Origin of the sequence: Sporosarcina soli, from assembly GCF_042655805.1 — a bacterium.
In the GTDB taxonomy this organism is placed as follows: domain Bacteria; phylum Bacillota; class Bacilli; order Bacillales_A; family Planococcaceae; genus Sporosarcina; species Sporosarcina soli.
Map to the genome: position 1 here is coordinate 71,791 of NZ_JBHSNO010000002.1, position 14,025 is coordinate 85,815.

General features: G+C 42.3%; 9 protein-coding genes and 1 pseudogene. 2 read left to right on the forward strand and 8 right to left on the reverse strand.

Going from position 1 to position 14,025, the window contains the following annotated elements; all coding sequences use genetic code 11:
• Nucleotides 1-12: 12 nt before the first annotated feature.
• Both nadC and nadB read right to left on the reverse strand, forming a co-directional pair.
• The gene (gene nadC, locus ACFPRA_RS03365) at nucleotides 13-852 is read right to left on the reverse strand and encodes a carboxylating nicotinate-nucleotide diphosphorylase (protein ID WP_381430780.1); all 840 of its coding nucleotides are present in this window, start codon (nucleotides 850-852) and stop codon (nucleotides 13-15) included.
• Complete coding sequence (gene nadB / locus ACFPRA_RS03370) at nucleotides 821-2,413, reverse strand: L-aspartate oxidase (protein ID WP_381430783.1); 1,593 nt, start codon at nucleotides 2,411-2,413, stop codon at nucleotides 821-823. The genes nadC and nadB overlap by 32 nt, the downstream gene beginning before the upstream one ends.
• A 224-nt stretch (nucleotides 2,414-2,637) precedes the next feature.
• Here nadB and ACFPRA_RS03375 point away from each other — a divergent pair, with 224 nt between their 5' ends.
• On the forward strand, nucleotides 2,638-3,792 hold the full coding sequence (locus ACFPRA_RS03375) for an IscS subfamily cysteine desulfurase (RefSeq protein ID WP_381430786.1): 1,155 nt from the start codon (nucleotides 2,638-2,640) through the stop codon (nucleotides 3,790-3,792).
• Between the two features lie 113 nt (nucleotides 3,793-3,905).
• On the opposite strand, the gene ACFPRA_RS03380 is transcribed toward ACFPRA_RS03375, so the two are convergent.
• The 3 genes from ACFPRA_RS03380 to gabT are packed head-to-tail and all read right to left on the reverse strand — an operon-like array spanning nucleotide 3,906 to nucleotide 8,016.
• Nucleotides 3,906-5,315, reverse strand: a complete 1,410-nt coding sequence (locus ACFPRA_RS03380) for an NAD-dependent succinate-semialdehyde dehydrogenase (RefSeq protein WP_381430789.1) — start codon at nucleotides 5,313-5,315, stop codon at nucleotides 3,906-3,908.
• Nucleotides 5,299-6,681: an APC family permease gene (locus ACFPRA_RS03385; protein WP_381430792.1), complete on the reverse strand. Its 1,383-nt coding sequence runs from the start codon at nucleotides 6,679-6,681 to the stop codon at nucleotides 5,299-5,301. Before ACFPRA_RS03385 ends, ACFPRA_RS03380 begins: the two co-directional genes overlap by 17 nt.
• Before the next feature lie 33 nt (nucleotides 6,682-6,714).
• The gene (gene gabT / locus ACFPRA_RS03390) at nucleotides 6,715-8,016 is read right to left on the reverse strand and encodes a 4-aminobutyrate--2-oxoglutarate transaminase (protein ID WP_381430795.1); all 1,302 of its coding nucleotides are present in this window, start codon (nucleotides 8,014-8,016) and stop codon (nucleotides 6,715-6,717) included.
• 109 nt (nucleotides 8,017-8,125) lie between these two features.
• Here gabT and gabR point away from each other — a divergent pair, with 109 nt between their 5' ends.
• On the forward strand, nucleotides 8,126-9,547 hold the full coding sequence (gabR, locus tag ACFPRA_RS03395; protein WP_381430798.1) for a MocR-like transcriptional regulator GabR: 1,422 nt from the start codon (nucleotides 8,126-8,128) through the stop codon (nucleotides 9,545-9,547).
• Between the two features lie 149 nt (nucleotides 9,548-9,696).
• Here the strand turns inward: gabR and ACFPRA_RS03400 are convergent, their stop codons facing one another.
• The 3 genes and pseudogenes from ACFPRA_RS03400 to ACFPRA_RS03410 all read right to left on the reverse strand — a co-directional run bounded on the left by ACFPRA_RS03400 (nucleotide 9,697) and on the right by ACFPRA_RS03410 (nucleotide 13,922).
• Nucleotides 9,697-10,950, reverse strand: coding sequence for an ArgE/DapE family deacylase (locus tag ACFPRA_RS03400; protein ID WP_381430801.1), 1,254 nt, complete (start codon nucleotides 10,948-10,950; stop codon nucleotides 9,697-9,699).
• A 229-nt stretch (nucleotides 10,951-11,179) separates the two neighbouring features.
• A pseudogene (locus ACFPRA_RS03405) lies at nucleotides 11,180-12,475 on the reverse strand (APC family permease); the annotation flags it as partial.
• 106 nt (nucleotides 12,476-12,581) lie between these two features.
• On the reverse strand, nucleotides 12,582-13,922 hold the full coding sequence (locus tag ACFPRA_RS03410; protein WP_381430804.1) for an APC family permease: 1,341 nt from the start codon (nucleotides 13,920-13,922) through the stop codon (nucleotides 12,582-12,584).
• Nucleotides 13,923-14,025 lie beyond the last annotated feature (103 nt).

Genomic DNA, 14,025 nt, shown 5'->3' on the forward strand with positions numbered 1-14,025 from the left:
AACCCTCCATTATTATTCGCTAATCCTTACAATTGCACTTATATCTAGTGCCTTTACAGAATGTGTCAAGTAACCTAATGAAATATAGTCGACACCCGATTCCGCATAGGCACGAATCGTCTCATCTGTAATCATGCCAGATGCCTCGGTAATGATTGAATCCGGAACAATTTGCCGCCAATCCTTGATTGCCTCGGGCGTACAATTATCAAACATGATAATATCGGCTTTTGCAGCAATCGCTTCTTGTAATTGCTCGAACGTTTCAATTTCCACCTCAATTTTGACAGTATGTCCAAGCGACGCCCGCACCTTTTCAACCGCCCTCGAAATAGAGCCTGCAAAAGCAAGGTGATTATCCTTTAACATCACTGCGTCATATAAGCCATTGCGATGATTAACACCACCACCGGTACGAACTGCATATTTGTCGAGCATGCGTAAACCCGGAACCGTCTTCCTCGTATCACACACTTTCGTTCGGGTTCCTTCGATTTTTTGCACCACACGATTGGTCTCTGTTGCAATCCCGCTCATCCGTTGAATCAAATTCAAAATCACACGTTCACTTTTCAATAGACTACGAACTGATCCTGTCGCCGTCGCAATCAAGGTACCACTTTTAATCTTTCCGCCATCCTCTATATGACTGACAACTCTGGTGGATGAATCAACGACAGATAACCCTTCTTCAATCACTTTCCTACCGCAAAAAACACCTTCCTTTTTAGCGACAATCTGCAATTCCCCCGTTACTTCCTCCGGAAATAGAAAGTCGCTTGATACATCATTGTCTCCGATATCCTCTATGTAAAACTGCTCAAGCATGGACTTCAACTTGATCGTATTCACGATGTGGTACCCTCATTTCTATTCCCTTTTTTGATTGGACAATATGAATTTTCCGCCAACGCTCATCTTCATCCGGGAAGTCTTCCCGCTTATGTGCTCCCCTACTTTCCTCACGCAACAAAGCCGCATGGGCGATCAGTTTTGCCGTTTGAACCATGAACAACAATTGAATGTCCTCGCTGCTACTATCGTCTAAAGAAAAATCAATACGCCCAACAGAGTCATAGTCGTTTAACCATGCTCTTAGCTGTTCAAGCTCCAACTGACTTCTAATGATTCCCGCATACGCCATCATTTTTTCCCTCAGTTGCTGTTTATCAGGTAATGAATAGTTGGTGATAGTTGTACGCTTTGTCAAATCGATTTTCATCGGTTCCGACTGACTGTGCAACATTTGTTCATTTAGATAAGCTGCCAATTTCTTGCCGTAGTGGAGCCCCTCCAATAAAGAATTACTCGCAAGGCGATTGGCACCATGGACACCTGTTGCTGCCGTTTCACCAATTGCATACAATCCTTCAACAGTAGTTCGACCGACCGTATCGACTGCAATGCCCCCCATTAAAAAATGACACCCAGGCGCAACAGGAATTTTGCCATCCTCAATTGAGATCCCTTGTGCTTGACAGATGGCCGTAATCGTTGGGAATTTCTCTTCAATTGCATTGATCATCGAAATGTCCAGATAGACCTCTCTACCCATTGATCGTTGCTTAAACAGTTCTCCTGCAACTACATGGCGCGGTGCCAAATCGCCAAGCAGATGCACATCTTTCATAATTGCGTTCCCCTGCGCGTCAACAAGTCTTGCACCTTCTCCCCTGACCGCTTCAGAAATCAATCCTGCAGTTTGTCCATTGACATACAGTAAAGTCGGATGAAATTGGATAAATTCCATATCTAAAATTTCCGCCCCTGACTGGTAAGCAAGTGCGATCCCATCTCCCGTGATGGAGGGATCATTTGAAGTGAACAAAAACAAACCGCCTACACCGCCAGTGGCTAACACAACGTGGTCACTCCAATAGACCTCGTTATTGCCAAGATCATCTTTCAGCTTTACACCGATGCACTTTTTCGTTAACGGATGAATGACCAACTCATAGACCAGCCGATTTTCCAATACATCAATGTGGGAGCTGAGCGTCGTCATTAGATGATCCATGACATGTTTTCCCGTAGCATCACCGCCGCAATGCACAATTCGGTTTCGACTATGCGCACCTTCCATCCCTAAGGAAAATTGTCCAGTAGGATTTTCGTCAAATCGGAGTCCACTTTGCGTCAACTCATTAATGAGCGAAGGTCCCTTTTCCACAAGATCCAGGACTTCTTTTTCATTATGAAAATCACATCCTGCATGAATCGTATCCTCATAATGCAGGGATGGTGCGTCGTTCTTTCCAATAGCTGCAGCAATACCTCCTTGTGCACGATACGAATTGCTGGAACGTAAACCAGATTTTGTAATGAGGAGTATGGGAAACCGATTGCTGAGATGATTGGCAAGTTGCATAGCGGCAATGCCGCTTCCAACGATGATGCACTGATATCTTTTCACAAGTATCCTCCCTAGCTTTCTATATGTCTTGACACCTATCTTTACACAAAAAGCGAAATATGACAAGATAGATATATACTTTTATCTTCGTTCAGCAAAACCCGCTGAATGAAGATAAAGCCTAAGGCGGATGTCACAGATTTTGAAAGGAGTTAATTGAGCTTTGCTCAATTCAAAATCTGGACGCAATTACGCCGAGGCGTAATTGATTGGAGGAAAAAATCATGCATTATTTTGATTATGCGGCATCAACACCGCTTCATCCTGAAGCTTCCCATGTATTCGTTAAACTTTCCGAACAGTGCTATGGGAATACAAGTAGTTTGCATGATGTGGGAGGAGAAGCTCAAAACATGCTGGCACTTTGTCGTCAAGAATTTGCCGATTTGCTTGGCGTACAGACAGCTGGCGTGTATTTCACTTCCGGTGGAACTGAAAGCAATTTGCTGTCTATCATTTCACTCGCAAAAGCAAATCGCCATCGCGGCAATCACATTGTCACAACCGCAGGGGAACACCCTTCTATTGATTCGGCATTGGATTATTTACGACAAGATGGCTTCGCTGTCACAGTAGTGCCATTCGATCCATCCGGTCAGGTCGATCTTCAGTTTTTCAAAAAGGCGCTGCGAGAAGATACTATTTTAGCGAGTGTCCAGCATATTAACCCGGAAATCGGTGTGATCCAACCGCTGGAGAAAATCGCGAAATTGCTGAAAGGTCGCCAGATTCTTTTGCATAGCGACTGCGTCCAATCTTTTGGGAAGATGGACTTGAAACCAATAGCAAAAATCGTCGATAGCTTAACCGTATCGAGTCATAAAGTGTACGGTCCCAAAGGAGTCGGTGCCGCATACATCCATCCACGTCACCGGATTATTCCTGTCTTTCCCGGCTTTGTGCATGAAGCAGGATTTAGAGGGGGCACTGTCAATGTTCCTGGAATTGCGTCCTTTATAACCGCCGCTATATTATGTGCAAAGAATAGTTACGATACCAAAAAATATAAAGCACTCCGTTCTATTTTTATGGATGAGTTGAACAAACACTCTGAACTGTTCACTATCTATGAGGCGAGTACAGCAGAAACACAACTTCCCCAAATCATTGGGCTCGGCGTGAATAATGTAGAAGGTCAACTCATAATGCTGGAATTAAATCGCTATGGATTCGCGATTTCTACAGGCAGCGCATGCCAAGTCGGACAGCAACATTCCTCGAAAGCGATGCTCGCATTACAAGTCGATCCCCAACGAGCGAAAGAGTTTATCCGCATTTCATTTGGGCACAGTACAACGATAGAATGTGTACAGCAGTTAGTTGGTCAACTGATACAAATTGCGCTGCAAATCCGCCCTGTAACGATTGGGAAATTGTAATCGGTGTCGCAACAGCATTCCAAAGCTATAGCAAAAGCCGTCCGCTTCTTAACCACATTGGTCAAGAAGCGGACGGCTTCTATAGATAATGCTATGTTTTCAATACAAATTCATTATTGAGTCAAATTCCCGATCGACAAATACTTCGTCTCCAAATACGGCTCGATACCCTCGATGCCACCTTCACGGCCAATTCCACTTTCTTTCATACCGCCAAACGGAGCATGCGCGGCGGATGGTGCACCGTCATTCCAACCGATGATGCCAAAGTCCAGATTGTCATGTAAGTACGTTCCAGTCCGATAATCATTCGTAAAGAAATAGGCTGCCAAGCCATATGGCGTATTATTCGCGATTTCGACTGCTTCTTCAAGCGTCTTAAAACTCGTGATTGGCGCGATTGGACCAAATGTTTCCTCCTGCATGATCTCCATGCTTGCATCAACATTTTTCAAGACAGTTGGATGGACAAAATAATACCCTTTTTCCCGATCGATTTCATATTCATTCCCGGTTAGCACTTCTGCCCCTTTGTCAATTGCGTCTTGTACTTGTGCGACAATTTTGTCATACCCTTTTTCATTAATAATCGGTCCGACGTCTGTAGATTCGTCCAACCCGTTACCTACGTTCAGTTTGGAAACGGCTGCTGTAAACTTCTCCGCAAAGGTATCCACGACATTTTCGTGCACAAGAATTCGATTGACGCAGACGCAAGTTTGGCCCGCATTTCTAAATTTGGATATGATCGTTTGAGCAACGGCCCAATCAAGATCTGCATCTTCCGCAATGATTAACGGAGCGTGCCCCCCTAATTCCATCGTCACATGTTTAATCGTATCAGCGCTTCCTTTGATCAGCGCTTTCCCGACAGGCGTAGAACCTGTAAATGTAATTTTCCGCACAAATTGACTTTCTGTGAATAATCTTCCGACGACAGACCCTTTCCCATTCACATATTGGATAGCGTCTTTTGGAATCCCAGCTTCATGCGCCAGGTCTACGAGTGTCATCGTCGTTAACGGCGTTTCTTCTGCCGCTTTTACGATGAATGTACAGCCTGCCGCTAATGCAGGTGCCGCCTTTCGAGTCATCATCGCCGCTGGAAAATTCCAAGGCGTGATTGCCGCAACTAAGCCGATCGGTTGCCGGCTCACAACAATTCGTTTCGTTTCGGAAGATGCCGGAATGGTCCGTCCATAAATGCGGATCGCTTCTTCCGCATACCAATCGATATAACTCGTTGCATAGTCCACCTCGCCCAATGATTCACGCAAAGGCTTTCCATTTTCCATCGTCATCACTTTCGCGATTTCTTCTTTATTGTCTTGAATTTTCCGAGACCAGGCTTTCAACAATCGTGAACGCTCATGTGCATGGACTTTTGCCCATGTTTTGAAACCTTTATGCCCCTTCTCTAGTGCCACGTTAATTTCTTCTTCCGTGTGTCGCGTGACCTCTTGGATGAGCTCACCTGTAGCAGGATTATTTACTCTAAAAGCTGTTTCAAAAGTCGTTGACATTTGTTACCACTCCTTTAGTCGTTTCTTTAGGACGTATAAACCACAAACTAAGACCGATTAGAGACCAGACACCTACGATAAGCCACTCAATTGGCCACACAAGAGCGGAAGGCATGCCTGGCAAATAGAAGCTAATAAAAATAATACTTAAGAGTATGGCCATTATACCAACAAATCTATAATATTTGATTTTATAAGGCCTTTCTAAACCAACGTCTATTTTCCTCAATCTTAAAAATGCGATTGAGACAAGTAAATATCCGAAAACGATTCCAATTCCCCCTGCATTCACTATCCACACTAGTGCAGGTCGACCAAGAAATGGTGCCACAAATGCTAGTATCCCTAGGAAAACGATTGCATTTGTAGGTGTTTTATATTTCGGATGAATATATCCAAACCACTTCGGAATCATATTACGTGCGGACATCGCATACATGATACGGCTTCCACCGATGATAAACGCATTCCAACTTGTGACAATACCCGCGACACCGCCCAATACAAGTATTGTACCAAACCATTGACTTCCAAATAAATTCACCATCGCATCAGCTGTCGCTAACGAAGATAAAGAAAGCTCAGATTCTGTCAATCCGACACTTACTCCAAATACAATCAGTAAATAAAAAACAACAGCGCTAATGATTGAAATAATTAAAATACGGCCTATAATTTTGGGCGGTGCTTTAATTTCAGACGCCACTTGCGGAATAACGTCAAACCCTACAAATAGAAACGGGATCATAATTAGTACGGACATCGTGCCTCCTACTCCATTTCTAAATAGTGGCTCCATATTCGACATTTGGCCATTTTTTAGTGCACCAAATACTAAAAGAGCACCAACTACCACAATAGCAACTGTAAAGACAGATTGGAATATTGCAGCAGGTTTAATACCAAAATAATTTAAAGCGGTTAAAACAATTGCTCCACCAGATCCGATAAGTACCCACGTTAGATAAACGTCCCATCCTCCCAGGTTCCATAAAAACAATTTATGTTCAACTGGGATAACGTAATCGATAACGGTTGGTAATGCCACTGCTTCAAATGTGATGACAGAAACATAACCAAACAAGACAGCCCATGCTGCTACGAAGGCACTTCTCTTACCAAAAGCTCTCAAAACGAAAACGAGACCACCACCGGTTTCTGGTATCGCCGACGCTAATTCAGCATAAGTAAGGCCTATGAAGATGATCAACAGTCCACCTATTAAAAATGCGATAATACTTCCTAAAAATCCTGCTCCGGCAATCCATTCTCCTGAAAGAACTACCCACCCCCAACCAAGCATAGCACCCAATGCTAAGAATAAGACATCTCCGGTAGACATTGATTTTGAAAAATCCTTATTCATATATTAAATTCACCCATCCCTTAATCTAAGCTGTTAGTTAAACGCTTCTTCCAAAATGTCCAGTCCTTTCGATAGCTCTTCATCCGTAATGACAAGTGGCGCTAAAAAACGGATGACATTCCCTTTTAATCCTGCTGAAAGAAGCAGTAGACCGTTCGCATTTGCATATTGCACAATCTCACTCGTCTTTTCTTTATTCGGAAGCTTTTCCGTCCGGTTATTAACAATTTCAACTGCAACCATTGAGCCTAAGCGGCGAATTTCTCCGACATAACTATGCTTCTCAGCCAGTTCAATCAATTTTGACTCGATCTTTTGCCCAAGGATTTCCGATTTTGCTAACAGATTTTCTTCTTCGATAATATCAATGACTGCCAGCGCAGCGGCACATGCAACAGGACTACCCGCATAGGTACCACCTAACTCTCCCGGTGATGCAGCGTTTAAAATTTCAGCTCTTCCAACCACACCGCTCAATGGCAAACCTGCAGCCAAAGATTTCGATACCGTGACCAAATCCGGGACAACATCAAATTGTTCCATCGCAAACATTGTACCTGTTCGTCCAAAACCTGTTTGAATTTCATCGGCTACAAAAACAATACCATGTTCTTTACAGAATTCGCTTACCGCTTGCACAAATTTCTTCGGCGGGACAACGAAACCTCCTTCACCTTGGACAGGTTCCATCACAACACAAGCAACCGTTTCCGGTGCAACCGTTGCAACAAAAAAGTCTTTGAACTCTTGGATCACGCGGTCTACATATGCTTCTTCTGTCATTTCGCTCGGTTTGTGATACAAGTAAGGATAAGGAGCTTGGTAAATCTCTGGCGCAAAAGGCCCGAATCCAAATTTATACGGCTTCACTTTACTGGTCATCCCCATTGTCAAGTTCGTGCGACCATGGAATCCACGGACAAATGAGACGACCGCTTGTCTTCCTGTATATTTGCGTGAAACTTTAATGGCATTTTCGACAGCTTCTGCTCCTGAATTCAATAGAAGCGCCTGTTTCTCAAACGTTCCTGGTGTTATTGCACATAATTTTTCTGCCAGTTGAATATAGCCTTCATACATCATAACGTTAAATCCAGGATGCAAAAATTTTTCAATCTGTTGGTTGACTGCAGCCGTCACTTTCGGATGGCTGTGCCCCACATTCAATGTCCCGATTGCGGCCGCAAAGTCGATCCATTCTTTTTGATTGATATCTGTAATCGTCGCACCAGAGGCAGAATGTGCAATATTGAGATTTCCATTACTCACACCTTGTGGAACGTATTTTTTCCTCTTTGCTTGCAATTCCTCAGTAAATCCAGTTGTTAAAACCATCACTACCACTCCTTTTGTCAGAATTATATATTTAGTATCCTGTTTATCTGGTACAATAAAAAGAACCAGATTACAGTTTCTTTAGGTACCAGATACAAGGAGGAGTTTCATGTTCTTTTTAACTTTGGATAAAAGTAAAGGGGAAGAAAAATATATATACCAGCAGATCTATAGAGGTATCAAGAACGCCATTTTCGCAGGCGAGCTGCAGTCAAATGAAAAATTGCCTTCAAAGAGAAACTTGGCAAAAGAGTTGGATGTCAGTGTGAATTCCGTCACAAACGCGTATGAACAGTTACTTGCTGAAGGATATATTTATTCGTTGGAAAGAAAAGGCTATTACGTTGAAAACATTGCCCAATTCATCATTAAAGATGATCAACAGCAAAACAAATTACCACCAGACCTAAAAGAAAAGATAGCCGATAAAGAAGGATGGCTCTCTTTGTCCCATATGACAGCCGACATCTCCTCATTCCCTTTTAAAGATTGGATGAAATATCAAGAGAAAGCGATAAAAAACCATAAAATCGAGTTGAGCGAAATTACACATCCGCAAGGACCTTATCTCGTTAGAAAATCCATTGCCCGCTTAATTAAACTAACGCGTGGAATTCTTTGTGAACCCGAACAAATTGTCATTGGAGCAGGAACCCAATCATTAATCCGAAATGCCATGAGCATGCAAAACGCCGAAACGATTGTTGCCATCGAGAATCCAGGATACTCTCGTTTTTACAAGATGTTAAAGAAAATGGAATTCGATGTCCGCCCCATTCCATTGGATGATGAAGGTATTGACATTCAGCAAATTGAAGCGTCCCATGCGAGATTCGTCTTCGTAACACCTTCCCATCAATTTCCCACAGGAAAAATCATGCCTATTTCAAGGCGTATCGAGCTGCTCAATTGGTCTGTCCAACAAGAGAATCGCTATATTGTTGAAGATGATTACGATAGTGAATTCAAATATGAAACGGATAATATCCCTTCACTACAAAGCTTGGACCGCAACCAACGGGTCATATACACAGGCACTTTTTCAAAAACGATGTTACCCGGTTTGCGGATCAGCTATATGGTATTGCCCCCAGAAATGTTGAGGGAGTACCGCGACCACAATGCGGACCTCATCCAGGACAGTAACACGTTAGGCTTATACACACTACATTATTTCATCGAAAACGGGGATTATAACAGACATGTGAAAAGGATGAATCACCAGTATGAATTGAAAAGAAAGTTGCTGATCAAGCAGCTGCAAACTACGTTCGGCACCTCCGTCGAGATCGAGGACATCCCGGCAGGCCTCCACTTTCTTGCATATTTTCATACGTCACGAAGCTATGAGGAGATTATGAAGAGGGCAACACAAGTGAAACTGGAAATCTATTCGATGAAGCGATTCATGTTGTCTAAAAAAGAGTGCGCTACCGGCAGCATCGGTTTGGTCATCGGCTTTGCAAACATTCATGAAGATCAGATATCCGAAGCCGTGAAACGATTATCTAAAATTTTAGAACAAACTTAACAAATCTAGCTTGTCTTTTCAATTATCATTCCCGTTATTTCCAGGGAAATAAAGTCACCCACAAACGTTAAGACAACAACGTTTGTGGGTGACTATCTAAATCTCGTAAATAGAATTAAGACTGATTTCATATACGAAAAGACTCACGGTTAACTCTCAGTCCAACGAATTATATAGTTCGCCAACACATTCGTCACTTCTACTACGCTATCCAAATGAACACACTCATCTGGACCATGCATATTTTCACCGATTGGTCCAAAACAAAGGCCTTTTTTACCGTAATATTGGGTAAACCTGGCATCATTTGCAGAAGCCCGTCCAATGATATTGACTTTACGATCCATCACACTCTCCGCATTCTCAAGGAACAGTTGCACAAAAGGATCTTCCGGGTCTTGATACCATGGATCTGTGGACCAACCAAACCATTCTAGAAGCGGTGGATTTTCCTCCATCCACTTATCCCCTTCCACTGCTTTCTTAATCGTATCATGTATTAGTTCTTTAATCTCTTGGCGAGTTTCTCCAGGGATAAATCCGATTCGCCCTTCCAGCACCGCTTCCCCTGGAACAGTGGAGGCCCAATCTCCCGCATTCAAAACACCTAAATTCAAGTGGACGGATTGACCCGATCCTTTTTCATACAACTCAAATTTCACATTTTTAGCACGCCATTCGTTTAACTCTTCCAATGCACTGACGATTTTCATCATTTTGGAGATCGCGTTAACCCCTTCATGAGCCAAGCCCGCATGTGCAATCCTTCCTTTTACAAGAACCCGGAAATACATAATTCCCGCATGTGAAATTGTCAAATTTAGATTATGTGGCTCTGTTGAAATATAACCATCTGTTATAAAGCCTTCTTCTAAACAAGCTAAAGCTCCACCGCCTCCACCAGCTTCTTCCTCAATAACAGAATGAAGCTGAACATCCCCGGCAATTGGATAGTCTAAATCGATCAGCGTTTTCAAGGCGAACCAATTTGAGATAAGTCCCGCTTTCATATCGGCAGAACCACGGCCATATAACTTGTTACCATTAATATCCCCACACCACGGATCCATCGTCCAGTTCGATGACGGTTCCGGGGAAACAACATCTACATGTCCATGAATCGTTAAGGACTTCCCCTCTTTCTTCCCGTTGTAGATGCCTATCACATTTTTCCGATTCGCATACGGAATACCCGAGTCGATAAAGGCTTCATGACAAGAAATTTTCTCATACACCGGTTCAATTTCATACACAGTCAAATTGAGTTCCTCAAATTTCCTCTTCATATACGCCTGCATTTCATGTTCATTTCCAACAATGCTTTTGATACGGACAACTTCTTGAATGGTTGTAAATAATTCTTCTTTATGTTCATCAATATACTGTCGGATTTTTTTTTTCAAAATAATCTCTCCTCGTATTCTTTGGTGCTAAAAAAGAGGGGAATTTACTTATGAGTAATCTTCCTCTATACTCCTCTTTCACTCTTTGCCCTTATCTAGTTTTTATCACCCCATTATCTACGAACTCAACTCCTTCAATTGCTTCCAATCCGCCAAGTTCACTTGAGTTAATCGGCTCTTCATCCAGCGGCTCAACACTTTCAATAGTGTCCATACTGCCAAGTTCTTTTCTAAAGAATTTTGTAATGAATAGCATGTAGACGATTCCCACTACAATCCAAATGAGACCGCCAATAAATGCATCGGCATGCAGATGTGACCAGAGAATTCCTGTACTCAAAGCACCTAACGAAGGCATAATTAGGTATTTGAGCGTGTCCTTGCCTGACCGCCTTCTTTGTCTAATATAGAAATGGACAATGACCGATAAGTTAACGAATGTAAACGCAATTAATGCCCCGAAGTTAATGACTGAAGCAATTAATTCCAAATCCGGTCCGATTGCAAATAATGATACGACTCCTGTGAAAACAATCGTAAAGACAGGTGTTCTAAATTTGGGGTGTAAGTAACCAAACGATTTTTTCGGCAAAACACCGTTTCTTCCCATGACAAATAGTAAACGTGATACACTCGCATGCGAAGCTAACCCTGAAGCGACTGTAGCTCCGAATGCCCCTGCTATGAAGATCAGTTGGAATACCTTTCCACCAACGTATAGGCCGATTTCAGGTAATGTATCATCCAATGTGTTGAACATCGATAAATCCGGAAATAATGCTTGTGTGAAATAAGAAGCGATGAAGAAAATCAAGCCGCCAATCATCACGGTCAATAAGATCGCTCTTGGAACCGTCGATGCGTCTTTCGCTTCCTCTGTATACATCGTAATTGCATCAAATCCAATAAACGAAAACGCAACGACTGTTGCCCCAGTGAAGATGGCCACCAACTCCACATTCGCATTCGTCAACGGATTAATGGTAAATAGCGTGCCTTCCCCCATTCCATTTGTAAACTGGACAGTTGCAAGAATAATGAACATGACAATGAGGACAAGCGTGAAAACAACAAGGATCATATTTAAGCCTGATGTCGATTCCATACTGTAAACATTAATGGCCGTCACGACAAGAACATAAGACAGAACCCAGATCCATACCGGAACATTTGGAAAAAGGGACTCCATATAAATCCGAATAATTAAGGCGTTCACCATTGGCAGCAATAAATAATCTAGTAACGAAGCCCAGCCAACCAGAAACCCTAATCGAGGTCCCATTGTTTCCCGCGCATACGTGTAGGCTGAACCCGCCTGCGGAAACGCCCGCACCATTTTTCCATAACTGATCGCCGTTAATGCCATGACGGCCAGTGCAACAAGATACGCTGCCGGTACAACTCCATTTGTCAGTTTCGAGACAATTCCAAATGTATCGAAGACAATTGTCGGTGTCATGTAGCCTAGCCCTAGTGCAACAAGGGCCCAAACACCGAGTGAACGCTTCAACGTCGTTTTCTCCATCCTCCAACCCACCCCCGGATCTTTCACTACTATTTTGCAGTTAGATGAAATTGCTTTCATTCTATAAATTTTTTTCTCCATATTATCTACTGGTTTTGAGAGTAAGTTAAACAAGCTCATCGCTATTTAACAGGAGCGGCTGTTTTTTAAATCCTTTCGTCATGTAATATAGATAGCCAACACCAATTAAAAACCAAACTCCCCCGAGAACTTTGGAATATCCATCCAAATTTAAAAGTAGCCAGGTAGTCATTAATGCGCCTATTAAAGGAATCAGTAAATAACAGAAAACTCCTTTAAATGAACGTTCTTTTCTTTTCACAAAATATAATGCAACAACTGATAGATTTACGGCCGTAAACGCGAGCAGTGCGCCAAAGTTAATAAAAGATGCAACAAAGGTTAAACTTAAAAACAAAGCCGATAACGATAACACGCCAATTAGTAAAATGTTGTTCACTGGTGTTCTAGTTTTTTCATGTAGCTTTCCAAAAAAGCCAGTAGGTAATTGTCCATCTCGACCCATTGCATATAAAACACGTGCAGCACTTGCCTGCGATGCAGAAGCAGAACCAAAGACAACCAATGCAGTTATTGCTAAAAATGCCGCTTGCAACGCATTTCCACCAATCAAAAAAATGATTTCATAGGCAGCAGAATCTGGATCTTTAAAACCCATATAATTTGGCCAGACATTATGCGCCACATAGGATACAATGATAAAACATAACCCACCAATAATCGTTACTAGAAAAATTGCACGCGGTATATTTTTTTCCGGGTTCTTCACCTCTTCAGAAAAAGTAGAAACCGAGTCAAATCCTAAGAAAGAAAAACACAACAAGGCAGCACCTGCGACAATATATTTGAACGATTCTTTGGTATTAAAGAATGGTTCCAGGTTAACTAATACTCCTGTTCCCTCTCCCTGCACGATTGATTTAATCGATAATAGACAAAAAACGGCAAGAAATAATAAGGACAAACCAATCACTAGCATATTGATGCTGGCACCTAGCTTGACACCTCTAATATTTACAAACGTGACTACGATGATTAAAAGAAGTATCCACACATAGGATGGAACCTCAGGGATTGCCGCAGAGAAGAAAATCCCAAATAATAAAAAGTTGACCATCGGAATAAACAGATAATCCATTAAAATAGCCCAACCTACTAAGAAGCCCACATAAGGATGCAACGCTTTCTGTGCATACGTATATGCTGATCCGGAAACAGGGTATGCTTTTGCCATTTGACCGTAACTATAAGCCGTAAACATCATTACTACCAATGCTAGAACATACGATCCGGCAACCATCCCATGAGATATTTGAGATGCTATACCATATGTGCTAAATACCGTAGTTAAAGCCATAAAAGCCATTCCATATACAACTAAAGCGGTCAGTGAAAGTGATCTCGACAATTTAATGTTTTCGTTCATTCAACCAACTCCTCATGTATAGGCATTGAACAAAATAGCTGTTGCAAAATAACTCCAAATTAATTTAACGGAATATTCAGTAAATATAAATGAGCATTCTGCT